Genomic DNA, 24,996 nt, shown 5'->3' on the forward strand with positions numbered 1-24,996 from the left:
GTTGTCGTCGGTTGCCGACTCCCCCACTCTCGGCTGCGCTCGAGCGGGGGGACCCCCATCGCGTCGACGCCCTCCTCCGCCTTGCAGCTGCACGCACCAGACCCCGCTCACCGGCACCGAACAGCCCCGTCGATGTCCTGCGGCATGATCCAAACGACAGGCCCTAGGGGGTGCCGAGCATCCGCTCCAGCACGTCCCGCTGCAACGGCAGCACCTCCGTGTGCAGGTCACGGCCCTTGCCGGTGAGGGTCACGTACACCCCTCGCCGGTCCTCCATACAGACGGTCCGTTCCACCAGGCCGTCCTTCTCCAGCCGGCCGATCAGCCGGGACAGGGCGCTCTGGCTGAGGTGGACCCGGCCGACGAGGTCCTGCACCCGGCACTGGTCGCCCTGCCGGGGCGCCTCGGCGGCGAGGATGTCGAGCACCTCGAAGTCGCTCGCACCCAGGCCGTGCGGGTGCAGCGCGCGGTCGATCTCGCACATCGTGCGCGCGTGCACCGACAGGATGTCCCGCCACCGCTCCTCGAGGCCCGCCCCGGCCGTCTTCGCTGCCATACCCGCACGGTAACACCCATCCGGGCATTTGTTGACTGTGCAACTAGTGCGGGTGCAAGCAGTTCGTGCCGTTCCTTCGAGAGAGGCCCTACGACGGGTCCTGGAGCAGTCCGACCAGGTTGCCGTCCGGGTCCTTCACGGCGGCGATCAGCCGGCCGTTGCCCACGTCGTGGATGTCCTGGAGCACCTCGGCCCCCGCCTCCAGCAGGGCCGCGAGCCGCGCCCGGATGTCGGAGACGTGCCAGTAGGGGACCGGTCCGGTCAGACCCTGGGCGTGGCCGTTCGGGTTGAGGCCGACATCCTGGCCGGCGGCCTTGAAACCGACGTAGTAGGGCTCGTCGGCGTACGGCTCGACCTCCAGCAGCGCGCTGAACAGGGCCTTCGCCCGGTCGGCGTCCTTGACGGGGTAGATGATCGTCTGCAGACCGGTGGTGGTCATGGGGGTCACTCCTCGCTGGTGCGTGGCCCGACGGGATTCCGTCGGTGGTTTCACGCTAGGGCGGGGGAGGGGTGAGCCGCTTCTCGAATCCTGACCGATGACCGACCGATGACGAAGGGGGCCGGTCGCAGCGACCGGCCCCCTTCGTCATCAGGTCGATTCCCGCTTCACCAGTTCCGTCGGCAGGATCACCGCCGCCGGGTCCTCGCCGCCTATCTGGGCCAGCAGCACCCGGACCATCTCGTTGCTGATGCGGTCGTAGGGCTGGCGGACCGTGGTGAGGGCGGGAACGGCCTCCGTCGCCGCGGTGGAGTCGTCGAAGCCGCCCACCGACACGTCCTCGGGGACCCTGCGACCCGCCCGGTGCAGCGCCGCCAGCGCGCCCTGGGCCATCAGGTCGGAGGCCACGAACACGGCGTCCATGTCCGGGGCCTGCGACAGCAGCCGTTCGGCGCCCGCCTCGCCGCTGGCCCGGCTGTAGTCGCCGGAGACGACGAGCCGCTCGTCGATCTCGATGCCCGCCTCCGTGAGCACCTCCTTGTACCCGGCGAGGCGGTCGACACCGCCGGGGGTGTCCAGCGGGCCGCTCACGATCCCGATGCGGCGGCGGCCCAGCGAGAGCAGGTGGCGCACCATGTCACGGGCGCCGTCCCGGTCGTCGGCCGCCACGTAGCTCACCTTGGAGCCGGGCCCCATGGGCTTGCCGCACTGGACGAGGGGCACGCCCGCCTCACGCAGCTGCTCGGCGACCGGGTCCCCGGAGTGGCTGGACACCAGCAGCACACCGTCGACGTGGCCCGCGGTGATGTAGCGCATGATCCGGCGCCGCTCGTCCTGCGTGCCGGCCAGCATCAGCAGCAGCGGGATGTCGTGCGCGGCCAGGGCCTGGGTGCAGCACCGCAGCAGGACATTGAAGTTGGGGTCCTCGAAGAGTTTCTCCTGCGGTTCGGTCAGCAGGAAGCCGATCGAGTCCGAACGCCCGGTGATCAGCGAGCGGGCGTGCCGGTTCACGACGTAACCCGTCTTGCGGATGGCGGCGTTGACCGCCTCCGCCGCCGCGGGGCTGACGTAGTGGCCGCCGTTGAGCACCCGGGAGACGGTGCCGCGTGAGACTCCTGCCTCCCGCGCCACGTCGTGGATCGTCGGCGGCCTGCGCCGGCCGCCCGCATTGCTCATGGTCATGACTTTACGGCCCCGGACAGCAGATCCAGGCTCCAGAACCGCTGAATGACCAGGAACAAGGCGATGAGCGGGATGATCGCCAGCAGTGAGCCCGTGATGACCAGGGTGTACAGCGCCGGCTGGCTGTTGCCCTGGGCGAGCAGCGTGAACAGGCCGAGCGTCATGGGGAACTTCTCGTCGTCGCTCAGCATGATGTACGGGAGCAGGAAGTTGTTCCAGATCGCCACGAACTGGAACAGGAAGATCGTCACCAGTCCGGGCACCATCATCGGCAGCCCGATCCGCGCGAAGATCCGCCACTCCCCGGCGCCGTCCATCCGGCCCGCCTCCACCACGTCGGCCGGTACGGCCGCGGCGGCGTAGATCCTGCCGAGGTAGACCCCGTACGGAGAGAGGATCAGCGGCAGCAACACGGAGGCGTACGAGTCCGTCAGGTCGGCCTTGGCCATCAGCAGGTACTGCGGGATGGCGAGGATGACCGGCGGCATCAGCACACCCGCCAGCAGGATGTTGAAGACGGTCTCGCGTCCGCGGAAGCGGTAGATGGCGAGGGCGTAGCCGGAGACGGCGGAGACCGCGGTCGACAGCAGCGCGCCCAGGCCCGCGTAGAGGGCCGAGTTGCCCATCCACTGCCAGTAGATGCCGTCGCGGTAGGCGGTCAGGTCCGCGACGTTGTCGGCGAAACCCGTGCCCGGCAGGAAGGTGAAGGTGGAGAACAGTTCCTTCCCCGACTTGGTGGCGGCCATCACCACCCAGGCGACCGGCAGCAGGCAGTACAGGGCCCCGAGCAGCAGGACGAGGGTGGGGACGAAGGCGATACGGCGGCGCAGCGGCGGGCCCTGGGCGGTGCCGGGGGTGGTGCCGGCCGCCGGGGCGGCCTTCCGGACGGCAAGAGAACTCATCGGGCTTCCTCCTGCTTGGAGCGGGCGTTCGCGATGCGCAGGAATCCGAAGGACAGGGCCAGGGTGGCGACGGCGATGATCACGGCCTGGGCGGAGGCCGAGTAGATGTCGTTGTTGCCGAAGGCGTCCTGGTACACCTTCATCAGCGGACTCCAGGTGCTGGAGACGGAGTTGGTCAGCGGCCTGAGGGTGGTCGGCTCGGCGAACACCTGCAGGGTGGCGATGATCGAGAAGAAGAAGGTGAGCACCAGGGAGGGCGCCACCATCGGGATCTTGATCCGCAGCGCGATCTGCAGCTGGGAGCAGCCGTCCAGCTTCGCCGCCTCGTACACCTCGGCCGGGATCGCCCGGAGCGAGGTGTAGATGACGATCATGTTGAAGCCGGTGCCGCCCCAGATCGCGATGTTCGACAGGGCGATGAACAGCGGTCCGCCGTCCAGCAGGTTCGGCTCGGGCAGGCCCGCCTTGTCGAGCAGGAAGTAGAACGGACTGACGCTCGGCAGGTACAGGAAGCCCCAGAGCAGGGCCGCGATCACGCCGGGGATGGCGTACGGCAGGAAGATCGCCAGCCGGGTGAAGGGGGTGAGCCGCACCCGGTCGGTGTCCAGCATCAGCGCGAAGAGCAGCGCGGAGCCGAGCATCACGGGGACGACGATCGCGCCGTAGCCGAGGACGCGCAGGGCACCGTGGAGAAGCTCCGAGTCGGAGAGCGCCGCCGTGTAGTTGGACAGGCCCGTCCACGCCTCGTGGCGGGCGCCTGACCCGAGGCCCAGGCCCTTGACCTCGACCTTGCGGAGGCTGAGGTAGACCGCGTAGCCGATGGGCGCGACGAAGAACAGCAGGAACAGGACGACGGCGGGGAAGAGGAAGGCGTACGGGGCACGCCGTACGCGGCCGCTGGTGGCGCGGGCGCGGGGCGCACGGCCGGAGCCGTGCGCCGCCTTGCCGGTGTTCTGGGTGGTACCGGACATCACTGGGAGACCTCGAAGCCCTGCTTCTTCATGTCGGCGACGGTGTCGTCCTGCATGGCGGTCAGCGCCGACTCGAAGTCGGCCTTGCTCTTGGCCTTGGCGGCCTTGCCGAAGGCGTCCTTGAAGGTGGTGTAGGCCACGTTGACGTTGGGGCCCCAGGCGGACGGCGCGGTGGTCTTCGCGATCTCGGCGGCCTTGGTGTAGAAGTCCGGCTGGTTCGAGAAGAAGGCGGGGGCCTCGGCCAGCGCGCCACCGGTCTGGGCGGCGGTGGCGGCCGGGTAGATGCCGCCCTCCTTCACCATCGCGGCGAGGGCCTCCTCGTCGGTGTTCAGCCAGGTGGCGAACTTGGCCGCGGCTTCCTTGTGCTTCGAGTCGTTGGTGATGCCGGTGGACGAGCCGCCCCAGCTGCCGGTGGCGCTCTCGCCCGCGCTCCACTGCGGCAGCGGCGCCATCGCCCACTTGCCCGCGGTGTCGGGGGCGGCGGTGGTCAGCACGCCGGGGGCCCAGACGGCGCTGACCCAGGCGATCTGCCGGCCGGTGTTGAGCGCCTTGTTCCAGGCCGGGGTGTACATCGGCTGGTTGTCGATGGCGCCCTCCTCGACCAGACCGCCCCAGAAGTCGGCGACCTTCTTGGTGGCGCTGTCGTCGATGGCGACCTTCCACTTCTGGCCCTCGGTGGTCCACCACTTCGCGCCGGCCTGCTGGGCGAGGCCCGCGAAGAGACCGGAGTCGTTGGCGGAGAACGTGGTCAGGGCCTTGGAGGAGTCCGCCTTCCTGAGCTTGCGGGCGGTCTCCGCGAACTCGTCCCAGGTGGTGGGGACGGTCAGCTTGTACTTCTTGAAGAGGTCCTCGCGGTAGTAGAACATCAGCGGCCCGGAGTCCTGGGGGATCGCGTAGGCGCTGTCGGTGCCGAGGGTGACCATCTGCCACACGCCGGAGGCGAACTTGTCCTTGGCGTCCTTCGCCTCGTCCGAGATGTCGGCGAGGACGTCATTGCTGACCAGGGTGGGGAGCGCCTGGTACTCCGCCTGCACCAGGTCGGGGGCCTTCTTGGCCTTGGCAGCCGTGATGATCTTGGTGACCAGTTCATCGCCGGAGGCCTGCTTCTTCACGGTGACCTGGATCTCGGGGTGCTCCTTGTTCCAGATCGCGGCCACCTTGTCCATGCCCGGCGCCCAGGCCCAGTAGGTGAGGGAGACCGGGCCGGAGTCGGCCGAGTCCTTGCCGTCGGAGTCGGAGCTGCAGGCGGCGAGAGTGGTGGCACCGAGGGCGACGGCGACGGACGTGGCCACGAGGCGGCGGCGCATCGTGAACTGCATGGGTGTTCTCCCCTGACAAGGGCCTGAAGGCATTGGAAGCAAACCGGCCATGCGCGGTGTGCTGTGTGCTCTGTGAGCGTTCACAGTAGAGAAACATCCTGGACACTTGTCAATGGTTGTTGCTGTGCGGTTATGTTGGGCTCCGAACGGCGCCACCGTGTGTGCACGTTCCCAAATGATCGATTAAACGGGAGACATCCATGCCGGAGACCACCCCCAAGGGCCTCACCAGGCTCGCCTTCGGTGGGGACTACAACCCCGAGCAGTGGCCGGAAAGCGTCTGGCAGGAGGACGTCCGCCTGATGCGCGAGGCCGGCGTCACCATGGTGAGCGTCGGGATCTTCTCCTGGGCCCTGCTCGAGCCCTCACCCGGGGAGTACGACTTCGGCTGGCTGGACCGGATCATCGGCCTGCTCCACGACAACGGCATCCGCGTCGACCTGGGCACCCCCACCGTCGTGCCGCCCGTGTGGTTCTACCGCGCCCACCCCGACGCCCTGCCCGTGACGCCCGAGGGCGTACGCCTGGAGTTCGGGTCCCGCGGCGCCATCTGTCACAGCAACGCCGACTACCGCGCGGCCGCCGCGAGCATCACCACCAAGCTGGCCGAGCGCTACGGCGACCACCCGGCCCTCGAGATGTGGCACGTGCACAACGAGTACGGCGTCCCCGTCTCGGCCTGCTACTGCGACTCCTGCGCCGCCCACTTCCGCCGCTGGCTCGCGACCACGTACGGCACCGTCGAGGCGGTGAACGCGGCCTGGGGCACCGCCTTCTGGGGCCAGCGCTACGCGAGCCTCGAGGACATCAACCCGCCGCGCGCCACCCCCACGGTCGGCAACCCGGGCCAGGCCCTCGACTACAAGCGGTTCGCCGACGCCACCATGCGTGAGAACTTCGTGGCGGAGCGGGACATCCTGCACCGTCTGGCACCCGGCGTCCCGGTCACCACCAACTTCATGACGGCCCTCAGCCAGTGCGACTCCGTCGACTACTGGGCCTGGGGCCGCGAGGTCGACATCGTCACCAACGACCACTACCTCATCACCGACGGCCGCCGCACCCACGTCAACCTGGCGATGGCCGCCGACCTCACCCGCTCCGTCGCGGGCGGCGCCCCCTGGATCCTGCTCGAACACTCCACCTCGGGCATCAACTGGCAGCCCCGCAACCCCGCCAAGGCCCCCGGCCAGATGGCCCGCAACTCCCTCGGCCATGTCGCCCGCGGCTCCGAGGGCGCGATGTTCTTCCAGTGGCGGCAGTCCCGGCGCGGCGCCGAGAAGTTCCACTCGTCGATGGTCCCGCACGGCGGCACCGACACGCGCGTGTGGCGCGAGGTGGTCGAGCTCGGCGCCTCGCTCGACTCCCTGGCCACGATCCGGGGCACCCGCACCGAGGCCGACGTGGCGGTGCTGTGGGACTGGCACTCCTGGTGGGCGCAGAACCTCGCCTGGCGCCCCAGCGAGGACCACGACGCCCGGGAGCGCGCCGACGCCTTCTACGAGGCGCTCTACGACCGCCACCTCACCGTCGACTTCGCCCACCCCGAGGCCGACCTGTCGCCATACCCCCTGGTCGTGGTGCCCGCGCTCTACCTGATGACTCAGGCGGCCGGGAACAACCTCAAGGAGTACGTCGAGAACGGCGGCACCCTCGTCGTGTCGTACTTCTCCGGCATCGTCGACGAGCACGACTCCGTCCACGAGGGCGCCTACCCGGGCGTGCTGCGCGACGTCCTCGGCCTGACCGTCGAGGAGTTCTCCCCGCTGCTCGCGGACCAGAGCGTACGGCTGACCGGTCCCGACGGCTCCGAGCTCGGCGGGGACGTGTGGACCGAGTTCGTCGTCCCGCGCGGCGCCGAGACCGTCTGGACGTACGCCGACGGCCTCACCGCCGGCCACCCGGCCGTCACCCGGCACGGCCTCGGCGAGGGCACCGCCTGGTACGTCTCCACCCGCCTCGGCCACGAGGGACTCGACGCCCTGCTCGGCTGGGCCGCCGAGGACGCGCGCCTCGCCCCGCGCGCCGACCTGCCCCACGACGTCGAGGTCGTGCGCCGCTCCGGGGAGACCGGCAGCTACCTCTTCGCGATCAACCACACCGCCACCGACGCCAAGGTGCCGCTGGAGACGTCCGGCACCGAGCTGCTCACGGGCGAACGCGCCGCCGGCCGCCTCGCGGTCCCGGCGGGGGCCGTACGGGTCGTCCGACTCGACGGCTGAGCCGACTCCCCCTCCGCCCGTGGAGCCGCGAGCCGCGGGCGGAGGGGGTCTCTCCCTCATCCGAGGGATCCCACCCCAACGTCGAAGGGACGACGGACGACGATGTTCCATCCCAGACGCACCCTCAGAGCCCTGCTCCTGCCGCTGGTCGCGGGGCTCGCCCTCACCGCCCTGCCCGCGCAGACCGCCCAGGCCGCGAGCACGCTCACCAACGGCGGCTTCGAGTCCGACGGCACCGGCACCGCCACCCCCACGGGCTGGTCCACCTATTCGGCGGCGGGGCAGAGCGCCGCCTCCTTCACCGAGTCCGGCGGCCACGCCGGCAGCTACCGCCTCACCCACTGGGCGTCCACCGCCTACAAGGTGGAGACGTACCAATACCTGTCCGGGCTGACCAACGGGAACTACACCCTCACCGCCTGGGTCCGCTCCGGCGGCGGCCAGAACTCCGCCTACATCGCGCTGAAGAACTGCGGCAGTTCGGAACAGCGCACCGATCTGCCGGTGTCGACGAGCAGCTGGGTGCGGATCGTCACGTCGATCAATGTGACGAACAGCCAGTGCACCATCAGCGTCAACAGTGACGCGAACGCGGGCAACTGGATCAATGTTGACGACCTGACCTTCACGTCGGGATCGACCGGACTGTCCATCAAGGGTTCGGACATCTCCTCCCTCGCCAAGAGCGAGGCCCTCGGCGGTGTCTACAAGACCAGCTCCGGCACCACCGGCGACGCGGTCACCATCCTGAAGAACGCCGGCATGAACTACGCGCGCCTGAAGGTCTGGGTGAACCCCGCCGACGGCTACAACAACAAGACGCGCGTCCTGGCCATGGCCAAGCGGATCAAGGCCGCCGGCATGAAGCTGCTGGTCGACTTCCACTACTCGGACACCTGGGCCGACCCCGGCAAGCAGACCAAGCCCGCCGCCTGGTCCGGCCACTCCTACAGCCAGCTGAAGACGGACGTCTACAACCACACGTACGACGTGCTCAACGCGCTGAAGGCCCAGGGCACCACGGCCGACATGGTCCAGGTCGGCAACGAGATCAACGGCGGCATGCTGTGGTCCGAGGGTTCCACGGACAACTGGTCGCAGCTCGCCGGGCTGATCAACTCCGGCTACAGCGCGGTCAAGGCGGTCTCCTCCGGCACCCAGGTCGCCCTGCACCTCGCCAACGCCGGTGACGACGCCACCGTCCGCTGGTGGTTCGACAACGCCAAGACGTACGGCATCAACTACGACGTGATCGGTCTGTCGTACTACGGCTACTGGCACGGCTCCCTCGCCGCCGCCCAGACCACTCTGGACGACGTGGCCTCGCGCTACTCCAAGCCGGTGTTCATCGCCGAGACGGCCTACCCCTTCCGTCTCGACAGCGACGACTCGCTCACCAACCAGATCGACACCACCGGTGAGCTGGTCACCGGCTACCCGGCCACCGCGGCCGGCCAGCTCGCCTGGATGAACGCCGTCGCGAACATCGTGGAGGCCGTCCCGAACGGACGCGGACTCGGCGTCTTCTACTGGGAGGCGACCTGGACCGCCGTCACCGGCAACGGCTGGGACCCGACCGACGCCACCTCCGGCAACGGCTGGGAGAACCAGGCCCTGTTCGGCTACGACGACAAGGCGCTGTCCTCGACGGCGTGGTTCAGCCACCGCTGACCCCCGTGACTCGCGCGACCCCATGACCCGGTGAACCAGGGGCAGGGGCCCGGCCGCACCCCGCGGCCGGGCCCTCGCGCGTCGCCGACGGCCCTCCCCGTCCGAACGCCCCTGCAGAGCAAGGCTGTTCGATCCCGGCCAAGGCTCGCCGAGTCCGGGACACGGCAGCCCCGACTGCGGAAGAGTGGACGACACGGCACGAGGAGGCCCGGACGGAGGGGGACGACGATGCTGAGGACTTCCGTCGGCGAGCGGCGACTGGACATCCTGGAATGGCTGAAGGAGCCGGCCCGGCACTTCCCGCCCCAGCGACACGGCGACCTCGTCGAGGACGGCGTCACCGCGGACGCGATCGCGGCGAGACTCGGCGTGCCCCGCCAGACCGCCGAAACCCACCTCGCCCTGCTCACCCGCATCGGCCTGCTGCGCGCCACACGCATCAGGCGGCGCCTCTACTACCGGCGCGACGAGATGCGCATCGCCGAGGTGGCGCGCATGTTCGAGAAGGGATGGTGAGGGCGGAGAACCGTTTCCGGAAAACCCCGGCAAAGGTACCCGGCTGCGGCCTGCCGACGCCCTCCCCGCCTGCGAGGATGGCCGCCTCCTCCAGGAAGGGCGGACCCCCATGGACCGTCGGACGGCCCTCGTTCCGATCAGGTACGTCACGCTCCCCGGGCACGGCCCCGAAGACGTCGTGGCCGACCCCCGAGGACGGGTGCTGACCGGGGTGGCCGACGGACGGATCCTGCGGATCGACGGGCTGGACGACCCGTCCACGGCCCGCGTCGAATGCGTCGCCGAGATCGGCGGCCGCCCGCTCGGCCTCGAACTCCTCCCCGACGGCGACCTGCTGGTGTGCGACGCCGAGGGCGCCCTGCTGCGCGTCGACCCCGAGCGCGGCCCCGGCAACGTCCGCGTCCTCACCGAGACGGCTGCGGGGGAGCGGCTGCGCTTCTGCAGCAACGTGGTCGCCCTGCCCGACGGCACGGTCTACTTCACCGTCTCCAACCGCGTCCACCCGCTGCGCGACTGGATGGGCGACCTCGTCGAACACACCGGCACCGGACGGCTGCTGCGCCTCGAACCGGGCGCCGACGACGCCGAGATCGTCCTGGAGGGGCTGCAGTTCGCCAACGGGATCGCCCGCAGTGCCGACGACTCGTTCCTCGTCGTCGCCGAGACCGGCGCCCGCCGCCTCACCCGCTTCCACCTCACCGGCCCCCGCGCCGGACAGGCCGAACCCTTCGTCGAGAACCTGCCCGGCTACCCCGACAACCTGTGGCGCGGCGCCCCCGACGGCCCGATCCGGGTCGCCCTGGCCGGTCCGCGCGTCCCCCCGCTCGACCTCCTCCACCGCGCCCGCCCCGCCGTACGCCGCCGCGCCGCCCGCGCGGCCCTGCGCGCGCCGTACCGCCCCTCGGGCACGGTCGGCGTCCTCGCGGTGGACGACGACGGCCGCATCCTCGAACACCTCAGCCGCCGCCGCTCCGGCTACCGCATGGTCACCAGCGTCTGCGAGACGGGCGGCCGACTGGTCCTCGGCAGCCTCCGGGAGCCCGGCATCGCCGTCTGCGAGGCGCCGCCGACGAAGTAGGACGGCGTCCTCGAGCCAGGGGGACGGCGATACGCTGGTGCGACATGTCAGCCCCCGAGGCCGAGAGCCTCCGCACCAGCACCCCGCGCGGGACCACCGGGACCGGTCAGCTCCCGGTGGTCGCCGTGGTCGCGGTCGGCGGCGGCATCGGCGCCACCGTCCGTTACGCGGCCGCGCTGTGGTGGCCCACGGCCACCGGCGGTTTCCCCTGGACCACCTTCTGGGTGAACGTCGTCGGCTGCGCGGTGATCGGCGTCTTCCTGGTGCTGGTCACCGAGGTGCTGACCGTGCACCGGCTGGTGCGCCCCTTCTTCGGCACCGGCGTCCTCGGCGGCTTCACCACCTTCTCCACCTACGCCGTCGACATCCAGCGGCTGGTCGACGCGGGCCGCCCCGGCGCCGCGTTCGCCTACCTCGCCGCGACCCTGGCCGCCGCGCTCGGCGCGGTGTGGGCCGCGGCCACCACGACACGTCGTCTCCTCGGCCGGAGGCCGCGATGACCCGTCTCACCGGCAACGCCCTGCGCCTGACCGTCCTCGTCGGCGAGAACGACACCTGGCACCGCAGACCGCTCTACACGGAGATCGTCCACCGCGCCCACACGGCCGGTCTCGCCGGCGCCAGCGTCTTCCACGGCATCGAGGGCTTCGGCGCCTCCTCCATGATCCACACCTCCCGGCTGCTCTCGCTCAGCGAGGACCTCCCGGTCGCGGTCGTGATCGTGGACACCGAGGAGCGCGTCCACGCCTTCCTGCCGCACCTCGAAGAGCTGGTCACGGACGGACTGGTCGTCCTGGACGAGTGCCATGTCGTCCGGTTCGCGGACCGCGACCGGAAGCAGGACGAACCGGACGCGAAGGGTAAGAACTCGTTGTGAACTGGCTGGTGGTCGTCGTGGGCGGCATGATCGGCGCGCCCGCGCGCTATCTCACCGACCGCGCGGTGCAGTCCCGGCACGACTCGGTGTTCCCCTGGGGCACCTTCGTCGTCAACGTGACCGGCTGTCTGATCCTCGGCACCCTGACCGGCGCCGCCTCCCTCGGCCCCGACCTGCGGTTGTTCCTGGGCACGGGCTTCTGCGGGGCGCTGACGACGTACTCGACGTTCTCGTACGAGACGCTGCGGCTGACGGAGAGCGGCGCGGGACTCTACGCTGCCGCCAACATCCTCGGGAGTCTGGTGGCGGGCCTCGGGGCCGCGTTCGCCGGGGTCGCGATAGGCCAGGCGGTGTGACCCCGGCCGGTCCGCCGTGCCCCGGCTGCCAGTGATCCCCTGGTAGGACTGTCCCTCGCCGTTGTCGACCCACCCAGAACTGGATTCCATGAGCGCCATCTCCATCGGCCAAGCCGTCGTCCTCGGAGCCGTCGAGGGAGTGACCGAGTTCCTCCCCGTCTCCTCCACCGGTCATCTGAAGATCACCGAGGGCCTGATGCACATCCCGGTCGACGACGACGCGGTCGTCGGGTTCTCCGCGGTGATCCAGGTCGGGGCGATCGCCGCCGTGCTGGTGTACTTCCGCAAGGACATCGTGCGGATCGTGTCGGCCTGGTTCCGGGGGCTGCGCCACCGTGAGGAGCGCGTCCACCACGACTACAGGTTCGCCTGGTGGGTGATCTACGCGACGATCCCGATCGTCGTCGTCGGCCTCGCCGCCAAGCCGCTCATCGAGGGCCCGCTGGCCTCCCTCTGGGTCGTCGCGGGTTCGCTGATCGCCGGCAGTGGTGTGATGTGGGCGGCCGACCAGATGGGCCGGCACAAGCGGGGCGAGGACGACACCTCGTTCAAGGACGCGATGCTGGTCGGCAGCTCCCAGATCCTCGCGCTGCTCTTCCCCGGCTTCTCCCGCTCCGGCGCCACCATGTCCACCGCGCTCATGCTCGACCTGGACCGCGTCGCCGCCACCCGGCTCTCCTTCTTCCTCGGCATCCCCGCCCTGACCGGCGCGGGCCTGTACGAGCTGAAGGACGCGCTCGGCACCGGCGCGGGCGCCGCCCCGCTGGCCGTCGGCACGGCCGTCTCCTTCGTGGTGGCGTACGCCTCCATCGCCTGGCTGCTGAAGTTCGTCGCCAAGCACTCCTTCAACGCCTTCGTGATCTACCGGATCGTCGTCGGCGTCCTGCTGTTCGGCCTGCTGGGCACCGGCGTACTCAGCAGTTGATCTCCGGGCGGTCGATCACCGGCGGGCGGGAAGTCTCAATTCAGACTCCCCGCCCGCTGCATTTTTCATTTCAGGGCCCTTGACATCACCCGTACGTAAACCGGAACATCTCTCCCGTGAACCTGTCAGACAGCCAGACAGGTGGTTCGGCACCGCGGCGCGTCAGCGCCATGGAAGCGGTTCTCGGCCACCTCCGTGGCGCCATCGAGCGCGGCGAGTACGCCATCGGCGACAAGCTCCCCTCCGAGGCGGAGCTCTGCCGCACCCTCGAGGTGTCCCGGCCCGTACTGCGGGAGGCGCTGCGCGCCCTGCAGACGATGGGCCTGACGGTCGCCAAGACCGGCAAGGGCACCTTCGTGATCGCGAACACCGTCGAGGACCCCACCTTCGGCGACTACGCGGCCAGCGACCTGCTGGAGGTGCGCCGCCACGTCGAGATCCCGGTCGCCGGGTACGCGGCACAGCGCCGCACCCCGGAGAACCTGGACCACCTGGCCCATCTGCTCGACCGCATGGAACGGGAGACGGACACCACCGCGTGGGTCGCGATGGACACCCTCTTCCACCTGGCCGTCGCCGAGGCCGCCCAGAACCCGGTCTTCCGCCGGGTCATCGAGGAGATCCGGGACGCACTGGCGCGTCAGTCGGCCTTCCTCAACGAGCTGGGCGGCCGGCGCGAGCAGTCCAACCGCGAGCACCGGGCCATCGTCGAGGCGCTGATCGACGGTTCCGAGCACGACGCGGTTCAGGCCATGAGCCATCACCTCGACCGCGTCGAGACGACCCTCACCGACATCGTGCGCTCCCCTGGCACGAGCACTCCCCTGGAAGGCGGACCCGAGGCGTGAGCGAACAGCACCTCAAAGACGAGACGCGCCCCTCGTCCGGTCACATCGACGCCGGAGACCACGGCTACAGCAAGTCGCTGAAGCACCGGCACGTCAACATGATCGCCATCGGCGGTGCCATCGGCACCGGACTCTTCCTCGGCGCGGGCGGCCGGCTCGCCGACGCCGGGCCCTCCCTCTTCGTCGCGTACGCCGTCTGCGGCGTCTTCGCGTTCCTCGTCGTGCGCGCGCTCGGCGAACTCGTCCTGTACCGCCCGTCCTCCGGCGCCTTCGTGTCGTACGCCCGGGAGTTCCTCGGCGAGAAGGGCGCGTACACGGCCGGCTGGATGTACTTCCTGAACTGGGCCACCACCGGCATCGCCGACATCACCGCGGTGGCCACCTACACCCACTACTGGGGCATGTTCTCCGACATCCCCCAGTGGGTGATCGCCCTGATCGCCCTGGCCGTGGTCCTCGCCGTGAACCTCATCTCGGTGAAGATCTTCGGCGAACTGGAGTTCTGGTTCGCCATCGTCAAGGTCAGCGCCCTGGTGATCTTCATGTGCATCGGCATCTTCCTGCTGGTCACCCAGCACCCGGTGGACGGCACCACCCCCGGACCCTCCCTGATCACGGACAACGGCGGCGTCTTCCCCAACGGCCTGCTGCCCATGCTGCTGATCATCCAGGGCGTCGTCTTCGCCTACGCCTCCGTCGAGCTGGTCGGCGTCGCCGCCGGTGAGACCGAGAACCCCGAGAAGATCATGCCCAAGGCGATCAACTCGATCATGTGGCGCGTGGGCCTGTTCTACGTCGGCTCTGTCGTCCTGCTGTCGATGCTGCTCCCGTGGAACAAGTACACGGCCGGCGAGAGCCCCTTCGTCACCGTGCTGTCCAACATCGGCGTCCCCGCGGCCGGCGGTGTGATGAACCTGGTCGTCCTCACGGCGGCCATGTCCTCCCTGAACTCCGGTCTCTACTCCACCGGCCGCATCCTGCGCTCCATGGCCGTCAACGGCTCCGCCCCGAAGTTCACCGCGAAGATGAGCCGCACCCAGGTCCCGTACGGCGGCATCCTGCTCACCAGCGGTATCTGTGTCCTGGGCGTCGGCCTCAACTTCGTGGTCCCGGCGGACGCCTTCGAGATCGTCCTGAACTTCGCGGCGATCGGCATCCTCTCCACCTGGGGCATGATCATGATCTGTCACCTCCTCTTCTGGCAGAAGACCCAGAAGGGCGAGCTGACCCGCCCGGACTACCAGCTCCCGGGCTCCCCCTGGACCGAACTCGTGACCCTGTTCTTCCTCGCCTCGGTCCTGGTCCTCATGTACGCCGACGGCGGCGCCGGACGCACCACCGTGCTGTGCCTGCCGCTGATCGTCGGAGCGCTCGTCGCCGGCTGGTACGCCATCCGCCGCAACCTCGCGCGCACCTCGGCCAAGGCCGACGCATGAACCCGGCGCCGGCCCACGACAACCCCCAAGTGATCCAGGCAGTGATGAACAGCAGTTCCCTCGCGGACGCCCCCGTGATCCGCGAACCCCTCCACGCGCCCGTCGCCCACCTCGTCAGAGGCGGAATGACCGAGGGCGTCCACTACGGCTCGGTCGTCGTCCTCGGCGCGAACGGTGACGTCGACTTCCAGCTCGGCGACATCGAGGCCGCCTTCTACCCGCGCTCCTCGCTCAAGCCCGTCCAGGCGGTCGCGATGCTGCGGGCCGGACTGCCGCTCGACGGCGAGCTGCTCTCGCTCGCCGCCGCCAGTCACTCCGGCGAGGAACGCCACCTCGCCGGGACCCGGCGGATCCTCGAGCTGGCCGGCGTCACGGAGGACGACCTGCGCAACGTCACGGACATGCCGTACGACCCGGCGGTCCGCGACACCTGGATACGCGAGGGCCGCGCGCCCTCCCGTCTCGCGCAGAACTGTTCCGGCAAGCACGCGGCCATGCTGTACACCTGCAAGCTCAACGGCTGGTCCCTCGACGGATACCTCGATCCGGAGCACCCGCTCCAGCAGGCGATCGCGGAGATCGTCGAGGACCTCACCGGACAGCGGATCGCACGGGTCACCGTCGACGGGTGCGGCGCCCCGCTCTTCTCCGTCTCCCTGCACGGCCTCGCCCGGGCCGCCGCCCGCATCACCACCGCGGTGCCCGGCACCCCCGAGGCCCGGGTCGCGGACGCCATGCGCGACCACGCCGAGATGGCCTCCGGCACCGGCCGGGACGTGGCCGCCCTCATGCGGGCCGTCCCCGGCCTGCTCGCCAAGGACGGCTTCGAAGGCGTCGAGGTCGCCGCCCTCCCGGACGGCCGGGCCGTCGCCGTCAAGATCTCCGACGGCGCGAACCGGGCCCGGATCCCGGTCGCCGCGGCCGCCCTCGCCCGCGCGGGCGTCGACCCCGCCCTCCTCACGGAGTTCGCGGGCGAGGCACTGCTCGGCGGCGGCGAACCGGTCGGCGCGGTCCGCCCGGTACGGGCGCTGGACCCGGTGACCGCCCGCGCCTGCGCCTGACGACTCCGGTGGCCACCGAGTGTGCGCGGTGGCCACCGGCGGACGGCCGGACCCGGTCCTGCGACAGCCTGCCGCGGTCGTGCGACGCCGGGTCCACGCGGCCGGCCGCCGACCCGCGCGACGGACGGCCCCGCGAGGCCGGTCGTCGCTCCGGCGGACGCATCCATGCCGCCGGCCCCCGAACCGCCGGTCCGGTCACCACCGGGCCGGTGTTCCGGCCGGCTCGGGCGGACCCACCCCGTTCCGTCCGAGCCGGCCCCCGCCCCACCCGCCGTCGCAGGCTCCCCCCTCACCCTCACCACCCTCAGAAAGAGGACCCGCACCCGATGACCGCCGCAGCCACCCGCAGCGAACACGACCTGCTCGGAGACCGGGACGTCCCCGCAGACGCGTACTGGGGCGTCCACACCCTGCGCGCCACCGAGAACTTCCCCATCACCGGCGCCACCATCTCCGCCTACCCGCACCTCGTGAACGCGCTCGCCGCCGTCAAGGAGGCCGCCGCCCTCGCCAACGAGGAACTCGGCCTGCTGGCGCCCGAGAAGGCCGCCGCGATCGTCGCCGCCTGCCGCGAGATCCGCGAGGGCAGGCTGCACGACCAGTTCGTCGTGGACGTCATCCAGGGCGGCGCCGGCACGTCCACCAACATGAACGCCAACGAGGTCGTGGCGAACCGGGCCCTGGAGCTCATGGGCCACGAGAAGGGGCAGTACCAGTACCTGCACCCCAACGAGGACGTCAACCTCGGCCAGTCCACCAATGACGTCTACCCGACCGCCGTCAAGATCGCGACGGTCTTCGCGGTGCGTGGACTGCTCAAGGCGATGGCTGTACTGCAGGACTCCTTCGGCCGCAAGGCCGTCGAGTTCCGCAATGTGCTCAAGATGGGCCGTACACAGTTGCAGGACGCGGTCCCCATGACGCTCGGTCAAGAGTTCTCCGCGTATGCCGTCATGATCGACGAGGACCGCAACCGTCTTGACGAGGCCGTCCAGCTGATCCATGAGATCAACCTCGGCGCCACGGCCATCGGCACCGGCCTCAACGCCCCCGCCGGCTACGCCGAGTCCGCCCGCCGCCACCTCGCCGAGATCACCGGCCTGCCCCTGGTCACCGCCGCCAACCTGGTCGAGGCCACCCAGGACTGCGGCGCGTTCGTCCAGATGTCCGGCGTGCTGAAGCGGATCGCGGTCAAGCTGAGCAAGAGCTGCAACGACCTGCGCCTGCTGTCCTCCGGTCCGCGCGCGGGCCTCGGCGAGATCAACCTCCCGCCCGTACAGGCCGGATCGTCCATCATGCCCGGCAAGGTCAACCCGGTGATCCCCGAGGTCGTCAACCAGGTCGCCTTCGAGGTGATCGGCAACGACGTCACCATCACGATGGCCGCCGAGGCCGGACAGCTCCAGCTCAACGCCTTCGAGCCGATCATCCTGCACTCCCTGTCGGAGAGCATCACGCATCTGCGGGCCGCCTGCCTCACCCTGGCCGAGCGCTGCGTCGACGGCATCACCGCCAACACCGAGACCCTGCGCGCGACCGTAGAGAACTCCATCGGCCTGGTCACCGCCCTCAACCCGCACATCGGGTACACCGCGGCCACCGACATCGCCAAGGAGGCCCTCGTCACCGGCCGGGGCGTCGCCGAACTCGTCCTGGAGAAGGGCCTGCTGCCCGCCGAGCGGCTCGCCGGCCTGCTGCGCCCCGAGGTCCTGGCCGGCAGCGGAGCACCCCAGCTGTGACCCCTTCCTGACCTGCGGTGACGCACCAGGACCGGCCCGGAGGCACAATGGTGATCATGACAACGACGTCGTCCCTCGCCTTCCAGCCGGTCCTGGAGCGCATCGCCGAGGAGATGGAGCACACCCCGGGCCGCGGCCGGCCCGCCGACTACATCCCGGCGCTCGCGGCCCGCGATCCCCGCAGCTTCGGCATGGCCGTCGCCGAGCTCGACGGCACGGTGTACGGCGTGGGGGACTGGCGCGAGCCGTTCTCCACTCAGTCCATCACCAAGGTCTTCACCCTCGCCCTCGACCTGGCCCGCGAGGGCGACGAGCTCTGGGAACACGTGGGCCGCGAACCCTCCGGCAACCCCTTCAACTCCCTGGTCCAGCTGGAGTACGAGCAGGGCATCCCGCGCAACCCGTTCATCAACGCGGGCGCCCTCGTCGTCACCGACCGCCTCCAGACCCGTACCGCGGACGCGTCCGGGGAACTCCTCGCCTTCCTGCGCGCCGAGAGCGGCAACCCGGCGCTCGACTTCGACGAGGAGGTCGCCGCCTCCGAGTCCGCGCACGGCGACCGCAACGCCGCCCTCGCCCATTTCATGGCGTCCTACGGCAACATCGACAACCCGGTGCCGGCCCTCCTCGACCAGTACTTCCGCCAGTGCTCGCTCACCGCGTCCTGTGCCGACCTGGCCCTCGCCACCACCTTCCTCGCCCGGCACGGCATCCGCGCCGACGGCACCCGGCTGCTGACGCGCAGCCAGGCCAAGCAGGTCAACGCGGTGATGCTGACCTGCGGCACCTACGACGCGGCCGGGGACTTCGCCTACCGCGTCGGTCTGCCCGGCAAGAGCGGGGTCGGCGGCGGCATCATCGCGGTCGTCCCCGGCCGCTGCACCCTGTGCGTATGGAGCCCCGGTCTCGACGAACGCGGCAACTCGGTGGCGGGCGTGGCGGCCCTGGACCGCTTCACGACCCTGACGGGGCTGTCGGTGTTCTGAGCCCGGGCGGTTACGGGGGCGGGGCCGACGCCGGTCCGCACCGGTCCAGGTACCCGGGACGGTGGCCGTGCGCCCGGCCGGGAAACGCACCGGTCACGCGCAGGTCCCCGGGCAGAGGGCGGCATGTCAGCTTCCGGCCACCCCGCGTTGACACCCTGACCGAGTGTTGGCCATGGGTTTCCCCGTCGATCTCCGTCGCTGCCAGGTCATCGGCCTGGCCGGTACGGCCTGTCTCGCGCTGGGCGGCGAGAGCGCCGGCGCGCTGCCCGCGCGGGAACTTCTGGCCCCGTCCTCCGTGCACGCCGTCCTCGGGCTGGTCGGCGTGTACTTCGGGCTGGTGCTGCTCACCGCCGCCTGGGTGCTCCTCGGCCGGCTCGTCCGCAGCGCGGACCCGCCGACGCCGCGCGCCCTCGTGCTCGTCCTCGCGGTCTGGGCGGCGCCGCTGGTGGTCGGGCCGCCGCTGTTCAGCCGGGACGTCTACAGCTATCTCGCCCAAGGGGCGATGGTGGACGCGCACATCGACGTGTACACCCACGGCCCGGCTCAGCTCGGCGGCCCGCTCGCGGCCGAGGTCGCCCCGTTGTGGCAGCACACCGGAGCCCCGTACGGCCCGGTCTTCATGGCCGTCGCCGCCGCGCTGTACGGGCTGACCCACGGGGAACTGCCCGCCGGGCTGATCGGCATGCGTCTGGTCGCGCTGTGCGGCGTGGCGCTGATGGCGGTCGCGCTGCCCCGGATCGCCCGGCACAGCGGCGCCGACCCGGCCGCCGCACTGTGGCTGGGCGTCCTCAATCCGCTGGTGCTGCTGCATCTGGTGGCGGGCGCCCACAACGACGCCATCATGCTGGGCCTGCTAGGGATCGGACTGGTCGCCGCGCTCGCCCGGCGGCCGGTTCCGGCGGCCGTCCTCGTCACGCTCGCCGCCCTGGTCAAGGCCCCCGCGATCCTCGGTCTCGCCGCGGTCGTGCTGCTGGCCGTGCGCGCGGGCCGGCATCCTGTGCGGGCCGTCCTGACCACCCTGGCCGCCTGCGCCGGCACCACGGTCGCCGCGACCGCCCTCGCGGGCACCGGATACGGCTGGATAGCCGCTCTCAACACTCCGGTCTCCTCGCAGAACTGGGCCCTCACCAGCCTCCTCGGCCGCGCCACCGGTGCCCTCCTCGAACACCTCGGCAGCGACCTCGCCCCGCTGGCCGTCCCCGCCTGGCACGCGTTCGGCCTCGCGGTCACCGCCGTCGCCCTGGTCGCCATATGGTGGCGGCTGCGCCCCCGACCGGTGTACGCGCTCGGGCTCAGCCTCGCCACGGTGGCCGCGTTCGGCCCGGCGATCCGCCCCTGGTACGCGCTGTGGGGCCTGTTCCTCATAGCCGCCGCGGCCCCCAGCACCTCGGTGCGGCACCGCATGGCGGCCGTGGCCGGCGTCCTCGCCCTCGCCGTACTGCCGGACGGCGGGCCCGCCGACGGCGGCCGACTGCTCCTCGCCGTCTGCGGCGGCGCGCTCGCCGTGGTCGTCCTGTGGCAGGCCCACCTCGCGGCCCAGGCGCCCGCCGCGCTGGGACGTACGGCATGAGAGCACCCGCCACCGACCGTGGCCGTCTGCTGCTGCTGGGCTGTCTCGTCGCGGCCGTCACCCTCTTCACCGCCACGGTCCCGCTGCTGCGCGACTGGTTCGACCTGCGCGTCTACTACGGCACCGTCAACACCTGGATCCACCACGGCGGCCGCGTCTACGACTACCGGGTGCCGGGGACGCCGTACGGCTTCACCTATCCGCCGTTCGCGGCCGTCACCATGCTGCCGATGGCGCTGGTCGGGCTGCGGACCGCGATCGCGACCGCGCTGCTGCTCAACCTGGCGGCGCTCGCCGTCGTCGTACGGGTGCTGGCGGGGCCGGGCTGGCGGCGGCACGGCTGGTACGGCGCCGTCCTCGCGGCCTGTGTGCTCGCCCTGTTCGAACCGCTGCGGGACACCTTCAGCTTCGGCCAGGTCAATCTGCTCCTGCTGGCGCTGGTCCTGACCGACGGCTGGTTGCTGGCGAGCGGCCGGGGCCGCCGGGCCGGGGTCGGGATCGGGCTCGCGGCGGCCGTGAAGCTCACGCCCGCGGTCTTCATCGGTCTGCTGCTGGTCGCCCGCCGCTGGCGCGCGGCCGCCGTCGCGACGGCCGTCGCGCTCGCCGCGACGGCGTTCGCCGCCCTGGTCGCCCCGGACGCGTCCCGCTTCTACTGGACGCAGGCGCTGTGGGACACCAGCCGCGTGGGCCGGCTCGGCTATGTGTCCAACCAGTCGCTCCAGGGCGTCCTGGCCCGGCTGGGCGTGGACGGCAAGGCCGTGTGGGCGGTGCTGGTCGTGGTGGTGCTCGGCGTGTGGGCGCGGCGGGCCCGGCAGGCGGTGGGCGCGGGGGACTGGCAGGCGGCGTTCGCCCTCACGGGCGTCACCGCCTGTCTGGTCAGCCCCGTCACCTGGGTGCACCACCTGGTGTGGCTGCTGCCGTCGTTCGCCGTCCTGGTCCGCGCGGGGCACGCGCGCGTGGCGGGTGCCCTGTACGCGGTGCTGTGCACCAGCGTGGTGTGGCTCTGGTTCGACGACGCGTCCGGCATCGACGGCTTCCTCGGCAGCAACACCTACACCTGGGTCACGCTCGGCCTGCTGCTGTTCCTGCCGGTCGGTCATCTGCGCGCCGAGCGCCGCCCCACGAGCCACAGCACCAGCGCGACGACGGACCCGCCCAGCACGGCCGCCCCCGCGATCGCCGCCGCCTGCGACCAGCCCGGACGTCCGTCGACGGCGGCGACGGGCACGGCCGCCGAGTGCGCCACCGACCGTGCCCCGGCGTCCGCGACGGGCCCGGCAGCGGGTCTGGGCCGGGCGCGCAGCGCGTCCAGCGACCCCACCGGCTCGACCCGCCCGCCGGCCGCGAACCCCCAGTCGAGCAGTTCGCGCGCCTCCTCGTAGACGGCGTACCCGCCGCCCTGCCGCGGGTTCATCACCGTCACGAGGAGGGTGCGCCCGCCCCGCCGGGCGGCGGCGACCAGGGTGTTGCCGGCGTTGCTCGTGTAGCCGTTCTTGACGCCGATCAGCCCCGGATACGGCTCGACGCCGTCGTGCCCGGTCAGCAGCCGGTTGGTGTTGGCGATGCCGTACGACCCTCCCGCCCGGCCCGGGAAGGTCGCCTCCGCCAGGCCGCAGTACCGCGAGAAGTCCGCCCGGCGGAGCCCCGCCCGGCCGAACACCGCCAGGTCGTACGCCGAGGACACCTGCCCCGGTGTGTCGTACCCGTCGGGCGAGCGGACGTGCGTGTCCAGCGCGCCCAGCGCCCGCGCCTTCTCCTGCATCCGCGCCGCCGCCGTCCGCCAGCCGCCGCTGAGGGCGGCCAGGACGTGCACGGCGTCGTTGCCGGAGTTCAGGAACACCCCGCGCCACAGGTCGGCGACCGAGTACGTCTGCCCCTCGGCGACCCCGACGAGACTGCTGCCCGGCCCGATGTCCGCGAGCTCCTCCTCGGACACCTCGTGCCGGACGCCCGCGGGCAGGACCGGCAGCACGGTGAGGGCGAACAGGGTCTTCAGGGTGCTGGCGGGCGGCAGTCTGCGGTGCGCGTTCGACGCGGCGAGCACCTCGCCGCTCCCGGCGTCGGCCACCAGCCACGACAGCGCCGAGAGGTCCGGGACCTCGGGGGCCCCGCGCCGGGGTCTGACCTGTGTACCGGGACGGAACAGGAGCGACGGCTTCGGGGTGTGCGTCCGTGCGGGGGCCTGCGCCCGCACCGTCGCGGGGCCGTCGCCGGGGCCGGGTCCGGCAGGGGCGGCGGCCGCGGTGGGCCCGAGGGCCAGGGCACCTGCCGCACAGAAGACACAGGCCGACAGTCCGACCCGAGAAGGGAATCCGATCTTCATATGATCAACGTAGGAATGGGGGAGGCGTTCCCCGTGCTGCCCGTGCCGTACGCGGGTCCGTGAGCACCCGGATGCCGCACGTTCAGCGGTCCGCGGGCAGCGTCGGCTGGATCCGGCGCAGGAATGTCGCGTTGTCGGGGGTCTCCCGCAGCCGCTCCAGGAGGGTCTCCAGGTTCGCCTGGCCGTCGCGGGTCTGCAGCGCCCGGCGCAGTCCGCGGGCCGTCGTCAACTCGGCGGGGGAGAGGAGGAGTTCCTCGCGGCGGGTGCCGGAGCCGTTGATGTCGACGGCCGGGAAGACACGGCGCGAGGCCGGTTCGCGGTCGAGGCGCAGCTCCATGTTGCCGGTGCTCTTCAGCTCCTCGAAGAAGAAGTCGTCCGCGCGGGAGCCCGTTTCGACCAGGGCGGTGGCGAGGATGGTGAGCGAGCCGCCCTCCTCGGAGGCCCGGGCGGCGCCGAAGAACCGCTTGGGGCCGATCAGCGCGGTGGCGTCGACGCCTCCGCTGAGGGTACGGCCCCCGGCGGCGGCCGCGTTGTTGTGGGCCCGGCACAGCCGGGTCAGCGAGTCGAGGAGGATCACGACGTCCTCGCCCGCCTCGACGAGCCGCTTGGCCCGTTCGACGACGAGTTCGGCGAGGGCGATGTGCTGACGGGGCGCCCGGTCGAAGGTGGAGGCGTACACCTCGCCGCGCACCGAGCGCCGCATGTCGGTGACTTCCTCGGGGCGTTCGTCGAGCAGCAGCACCATCAGCCGGACCTCGGGGTGATTGCCGGTGACGGCGGCGGCGAGCTGCTGGAGCAGCACGGTCTTGCCCGTCTTGGGCGGCGCGACGATCAGCCCGCGCTGGCCCTTGCCGACGGGCGCGATCAGATCGGTGACCCGGCCGGCCAGTCCGGCGGCCGGGTGTTCGAGGCGCAGTCGCCGGTGGGGGTGGAGGGGCGTCAGGTCACGGAAGTGCCGGCGGCCGCTCAGGGCCTCGGGCGTACGGCCGTTGACGTGCGCCACCTCGGTGAGGACGCGCTGGCTGCCGCGCACCCCTTCGACGAGGTCGCCCTTGCGCAGTCCATGACGGCGGATCAGGGCGGCCGGGACCTGGAGGTCGGCGGGCGTGGGCAGGCAGTCGGCGCCGCGCAGGTGCCCCTTCCCGCTCGCGTCGATGTCGAGGACACCGGCGGCGACCCGGGTCGGGGGCTGCTGCACCGGGAGGTGTTCGAGTGTGGTGGTCATGGTGGTCTGTCCTTTCACGGACGGAAGGCATGAGGCATGCGAAGGAAGGGGGTGGGCCGCGAGGGGAGGGCGCACTGCGCACCTCGGGCGGCGGGAAGCGGCACCTCGGGTACGGCGGAGGAGATCCGCGCTGCCGAGGTGATGCGGGAAAGCCACTGCGCCGGCCGACGAAACGGCGGGCGGATCAGCGAACTGAAGGAGAATCAGTACCGCGCCCGGATCGGGACTTACAAAGGTACTGAACGCACTGTAGCACAGGATGTTCCCGGACGGGCTAGCGCAGTCGTCCCAGCACATCGGGGGAGAGGCGCTCGGCGAGCTGTTCGAGCAGGGTGATCGTGCCGGCGATCCGGTCGGGGTCGTCCGTGCCGAGGGCGGCCGCGAGGGCGGAGTCGACGGGGGTGGCGGCCACCTCGGCGCGGCGGCCCGAGACCTCGGGGCTGCGGCGGAGCAGGGTGCGGCGGCGGTCGGCGGGGTCCGGGGCGGTCACCACCGAACCGACCTCCTTCAGCCGGGCCACGCACCCGGACACCGCGCTCTGCGGGAGCCCCGTGCGGGCGGCGATCTCGCCGACCGTGGTGTCGGGATGCGCGTACACATCGAGCAGCGCGATCAGCATGGAGCGGGTGCTGGTGGACTGACGGCCGATCCCCTCCGTGGGGATGGCCTCCTCGCCGATCTTCATCAGCGTGCGGCCCAGCAGGAACAGCTCGACTCCGTTCATGGGCACAGATTACATCCGATCAGATGCATCAGTTTTGATTCATCACCCTTGATGCATCAGAACTGATGGA

General features: G+C 71.2%; 23 protein-coding genes and 1 pseudogene. 15 read left to right on the plus strand and 9 right to left on the minus strand.

The window, feature by feature from the left end:
• Positions 1 to 163: 163 nt before the first annotated feature.
• The 6 genes from ABZ464_RS12825 to ABZ464_RS12850 form a co-directional block, all read right to left on the minus strand.
• Complete coding sequence (locus tag ABZ464_RS12825; protein WP_359275038.1) at positions 164 to 556, minus strand: MarR family transcriptional regulator; 393 nt, start codon at positions 554 to 556, stop codon at positions 164 to 166.
• Positions 557 to 644: 88 nt separating this feature from the next.
• Positions 645 to 995, minus strand: coding sequence for a VOC family protein (locus ABZ464_RS12830; RefSeq protein WP_359275042.1), 351 nt, complete (start codon positions 993 to 995; stop codon positions 645 to 647).
• A gap of 150 nt (positions 996 to 1,145) precedes the next feature.
• Positions 1,146 to 2,177, minus strand: coding sequence for a LacI family DNA-binding transcriptional regulator (locus ABZ464_RS12835; protein ID WP_359275045.1), 1,032 nt, complete (start codon positions 2,175 to 2,177; stop codon positions 1,146 to 1,148).
• Positions 2,174 to 3,079, minus strand: a complete 906-nt coding sequence (locus ABZ464_RS12840) for a carbohydrate ABC transporter permease (RefSeq protein ID WP_359275046.1) — start codon at positions 3,077 to 3,079, stop codon at positions 2,174 to 2,176. The genes ABZ464_RS12835 and ABZ464_RS12840 overlap by 4 nt, the downstream gene beginning before the upstream one ends.
• On the minus strand, positions 3,076 to 4,050 hold the full coding sequence (locus tag ABZ464_RS12845; protein WP_359275049.1) for a sugar ABC transporter permease: 975 nt from the start codon (positions 4,048 to 4,050) through the stop codon (positions 3,076 to 3,078). Before ABZ464_RS12845 ends, ABZ464_RS12840 begins: the two co-directional genes overlap by 4 nt.
• Positions 4,050 to 5,369 (minus strand): extracellular solute-binding protein, encoded by a 1,320-nt coding sequence (locus ABZ464_RS12850; RefSeq protein ID WP_359275051.1) that lies wholly within the window; start codon positions 5,367 to 5,369, stop codon positions 4,050 to 4,052. The genes ABZ464_RS12845 and ABZ464_RS12850 overlap by 1 nt, the downstream gene beginning before the upstream one ends.
• Positions 5,370 to 5,569: 200 nt before the next feature.
• Between ABZ464_RS12850 and ABZ464_RS12855 the strand changes: the two genes are divergently transcribed.
• The 15 genes from ABZ464_RS12855 (at position 5,570) to ABZ464_RS12925 (ending at position 22,036) form a co-directional block, all read left to right on the plus strand.
• A complete protein-coding gene (locus tag ABZ464_RS12855; RefSeq protein ID WP_359275054.1) occupies positions 5,570 to 7,591 on the plus strand; it encodes a beta-galactosidase in 2,022 nt (673 codons plus the stop codon).
• Positions 7,592 to 7,693: 102 nt separating this feature from the next.
• On the plus strand, positions 7,694 to 9,262 hold the full coding sequence (locus ABZ464_RS12860; protein WP_359275057.1) for an arabinogalactan endo-1,4-beta-galactosidase: 1,569 nt from the start codon (positions 7,694 to 7,696) through the stop codon (positions 9,260 to 9,262).
• 228 nt (positions 9,263 to 9,490) lie between these two features.
• Entirely contained in the window at positions 9,491 to 9,778 is a 288-nt protein-coding gene (locus ABZ464_RS12865; protein ID WP_359275060.1) for a helix-turn-helix domain-containing protein, read from the plus strand.
• A gap of 109 nt (positions 9,779 to 9,887) precedes the next feature.
• Positions 9,888 to 10,856: an SMP-30/gluconolactonase/LRE family protein gene (locus ABZ464_RS12870; protein ID WP_359275063.1), complete on the plus strand. Its 969-nt coding sequence runs from the start codon at positions 9,888 to 9,890 to the stop codon at positions 10,854 to 10,856.
• Positions 10,857 to 10,900: 44 nt separating this feature from the next.
• On the plus strand, positions 10,901 to 11,356 hold the full coding sequence (locus ABZ464_RS12875; protein ID WP_359275066.1) for a CrcB family protein: 456 nt from the start codon (positions 10,901 to 10,903) through the stop codon (positions 11,354 to 11,356).
• Entirely contained in the window at positions 11,353 to 11,733 is a 381-nt protein-coding gene (locus ABZ464_RS12880; RefSeq protein WP_359275068.1) for a DUF190 domain-containing protein, read from the plus strand. Before ABZ464_RS12875 ends, ABZ464_RS12880 begins: the two co-directional genes overlap by 4 nt.
• Positions 11,730 to 12,089, plus strand: coding sequence for a fluoride efflux transporter CrcB (crcB, locus tag ABZ464_RS12885; protein WP_359275071.1), 360 nt, complete (start codon positions 11,730 to 11,732; stop codon positions 12,087 to 12,089). The genes ABZ464_RS12880 and crcB overlap by 4 nt, the downstream gene beginning before the upstream one ends.
• 88 nt (positions 12,090 to 12,177) lie before the next feature.
• The gene (locus ABZ464_RS12890) at positions 12,178 to 13,014 is read left to right on the plus strand and encodes an undecaprenyl-diphosphate phosphatase (RefSeq protein ID WP_359275074.1); all 837 of its coding nucleotides are present in this window, start codon (positions 12,178 to 12,180) and stop codon (positions 13,012 to 13,014) included.
• A gap of 170 nt (positions 13,015 to 13,184) precedes the next feature.
• Positions 13,185 to 13,862, plus strand: a complete 678-nt coding sequence (locus tag ABZ464_RS12895; RefSeq protein ID WP_359275077.1) for a FadR/GntR family transcriptional regulator — start codon at positions 13,185 to 13,187, stop codon at positions 13,860 to 13,862.
• Positions 13,859 to 15,298, plus strand: a complete 1,440-nt coding sequence (locus tag ABZ464_RS12900) for an amino acid permease (RefSeq protein ID WP_359275080.1) — start codon at positions 13,859 to 13,861, stop codon at positions 15,296 to 15,298. The genes ABZ464_RS12895 and ABZ464_RS12900 overlap by 4 nt, the downstream gene beginning before the upstream one ends.
• Before the next feature lie 44 nt (positions 15,299 to 15,342).
• On the plus strand, positions 15,343 to 16,359 hold the full coding sequence (locus ABZ464_RS12905; protein WP_359275083.1) for an asparaginase: 1,017 nt from the start codon (positions 15,343 to 15,345) through the stop codon (positions 16,357 to 16,359).
• 326 nt (positions 16,360 to 16,685) lie between these two features.
• Positions 16,686 to 18,098 (plus strand): aspartate ammonia-lyase, encoded by a 1,413-nt coding sequence (gene aspA, locus ABZ464_RS12910; RefSeq protein ID WP_359275086.1) that lies wholly within the window; start codon positions 16,686 to 16,688, stop codon positions 18,096 to 18,098.
• A 47-nt stretch (positions 18,099 to 18,145) separates the two neighbouring features.
• On the plus strand, positions 18,146 to 19,084 hold the full coding sequence (locus ABZ464_RS12915) for a glutaminase (protein WP_359275089.1): 939 nt from the start codon (positions 18,146 to 18,148) through the stop codon (positions 19,082 to 19,084).
• A gap of 172 nt (positions 19,085 to 19,256) precedes the next feature.
• Positions 19,257 to 20,654: a polyprenol phosphomannose-dependent alpha 1,6 mannosyltransferase MptB gene (gene mptB / locus ABZ464_RS12920; protein ID WP_359275092.1), complete on the plus strand. Its 1,398-nt coding sequence runs from the start codon at positions 19,257 to 19,259 to the stop codon at positions 20,652 to 20,654.
• Positions 20,651 to 22,036, plus strand: a complete 1,386-nt coding sequence (locus ABZ464_RS12925; protein WP_359275095.1) for a glycosyltransferase 87 family protein — start codon at positions 20,651 to 20,653, stop codon at positions 22,034 to 22,036. Before mptB ends, ABZ464_RS12925 begins: the two co-directional genes overlap by 4 nt.
• Before the next feature lie 83 nt (positions 22,037 to 22,119).
• On the opposite strand, the pseudogene ABZ464_RS12930 reads toward ABZ464_RS12925, so the two are convergent.
• From ABZ464_RS12930 to ABZ464_RS12940, 3 genes and pseudogenes are all read right to left on the minus strand, one after another.
• A pseudogene (locus tag ABZ464_RS12930) lies at positions 22,120 to 22,977 on the minus strand (serine hydrolase); the annotation flags it as partial.
• Between the two features lie 82 nt (positions 22,978 to 23,059).
• The gene (rho, locus tag ABZ464_RS12935) at positions 23,060 to 24,202 is read right to left on the minus strand and encodes a transcription termination factor Rho (protein WP_359275097.1); all 1,143 of its coding nucleotides are present in this window, start codon (positions 24,200 to 24,202) and stop codon (positions 23,060 to 23,062) included.
• A gap of 274 nt (positions 24,203 to 24,476) precedes the next feature.
• Positions 24,477 to 24,926 carry a helix-turn-helix domain-containing protein gene (locus ABZ464_RS12940; RefSeq protein ID WP_359275100.1) on the minus strand — a complete coding sequence of 150 codons (450 nt, stop codon included), beginning with the start codon at positions 24,924 to 24,926 and terminating at the stop codon, positions 24,477 to 24,479.
• Positions 24,927 to 24,996 lie beyond the last annotated feature (70 nt).

The sequence above is a fragment of the Streptomyces sp. NPDC005820 genome, assembly GCF_040630255.1.
In the GTDB taxonomy this organism is placed as follows: domain Bacteria; phylum Actinomycetota; class Actinomycetes; order Streptomycetales; family Streptomycetaceae; genus Streptomyces.

What these genes read in the sequence shown, in the direction of transcription:
- ABZ464_RS12845 (WP_359275049.1), bottom strand. Translation starts at nt 4,050, where the DNA reads ATGTCCGGTACCACCCAGAACACCGGCAAGGCGGCGCACGGCTCCGGC.
- ABZ464_RS12905 (WP_359275083.1), top strand. Translation starts at nt 15,343, where the DNA reads ATGAACAGCAGTTCCCTCGCGGACGCCCCCGTGATCCGCGAACCCCTC.
- rho (WP_359275097.1), bottom strand. Translation starts at nt 24,202, where the DNA reads ATGACCACCACACTCGAACACCTCCCGGTGCAGCAGCCCCCGACCCGG.
- ABZ464_RS12880 (WP_359275068.1), top strand. Translation starts at nt 11,353, where the DNA reads ATGACCCGTCTCACCGGCAACGCCCTGCGCCTGACCGTCCTCGTCGGC.
- ABZ464_RS12870 (WP_359275063.1), top strand. Translation starts at nt 9,888, where the DNA reads ATGGACCGTCGGACGGCCCTCGTTCCGATCAGGTACGTCACGCTCCCC.
- ABZ464_RS12940 (WP_359275100.1), bottom strand. Translation starts at nt 24,926, where the DNA reads ATGAACGGAGTCGAGCTGTTCCTGCTGGGCCGCACGCTGATGAAGATC.
- ABZ464_RS12825 (WP_359275038.1), bottom strand. Translation starts at nt 556, where the DNA reads ATGGCAGCGAAGACGGCCGGGGCGGGCCTCGAGGAGCGGTGGCGGGAC.
- mptB (WP_359275092.1), top strand. Translation starts at nt 19,257, where the DNA reads ATGGGTTTCCCCGTCGATCTCCGTCGCTGCCAGGTCATCGGCCTGGCC.
- ABZ464_RS12890 (WP_359275074.1), top strand. Translation starts at nt 12,178, where the DNA reads ATGAGCGCCATCTCCATCGGCCAAGCCGTCGTCCTCGGAGCCGTCGAG.
- ABZ464_RS12830 (WP_359275042.1), bottom strand. Translation starts at nt 995, where the DNA reads ATGACCACCACCGGTCTGCAGACGATCATCTACCCCGTCAAGGACGCC.
- ABZ464_RS12865 (WP_359275060.1), top strand. Translation starts at nt 9,491, where the DNA reads ATGCTGAGGACTTCCGTCGGCGAGCGGCGACTGGACATCCTGGAATGG.
- ABZ464_RS12875 (WP_359275066.1), top strand. Translation starts at nt 10,901, where the DNA reads ATGTCAGCCCCCGAGGCCGAGAGCCTCCGCACCAGCACCCCGCGCGGG.
- ABZ464_RS12850 (WP_359275051.1), bottom strand. Translation starts at nt 5,369, where the DNA reads ATGCAGTTCACGATGCGCCGCCGCCTCGTGGCCACGTCCGTCGCCGTC.
- ABZ464_RS12840 (WP_359275046.1), bottom strand. Translation starts at nt 3,079, where the DNA reads ATGAGTTCTCTTGCCGTCCGGAAGGCCGCCCCGGCGGCCGGCACCACC.
- ABZ464_RS12860 (WP_359275057.1), top strand. Translation starts at nt 7,694, where the DNA reads ATGTTCCATCCCAGACGCACCCTCAGAGCCCTGCTCCTGCCGCTGGTC.
- ABZ464_RS12915 (WP_359275089.1), top strand. Translation starts at nt 18,146, where the DNA reads ATGGTGATCATGACAACGACGTCGTCCCTCGCCTTCCAGCCGGTCCTG.
- ABZ464_RS12925 (WP_359275095.1), top strand. Translation starts at nt 20,651, where the DNA reads ATGAGAGCACCCGCCACCGACCGTGGCCGTCTGCTGCTGCTGGGCTGT.
- aspA (WP_359275086.1), top strand. Translation starts at nt 16,686, where the DNA reads ATGACCGCCGCAGCCACCCGCAGCGAACACGACCTGCTCGGAGACCGG.
- ABZ464_RS12855 (WP_359275054.1), top strand. Translation starts at nt 5,570, where the DNA reads ATGCCGGAGACCACCCCCAAGGGCCTCACCAGGCTCGCCTTCGGTGGG.
- ABZ464_RS12835 (WP_359275045.1), bottom strand. Translation starts at nt 2,177, where the DNA reads ATGACCATGAGCAATGCGGGCGGCCGGCGCAGGCCGCCGACGATCCAC.
- ABZ464_RS12895 (WP_359275077.1), top strand. Translation starts at nt 13,185, where the DNA reads ATGGAAGCGGTTCTCGGCCACCTCCGTGGCGCCATCGAGCGCGGCGAG.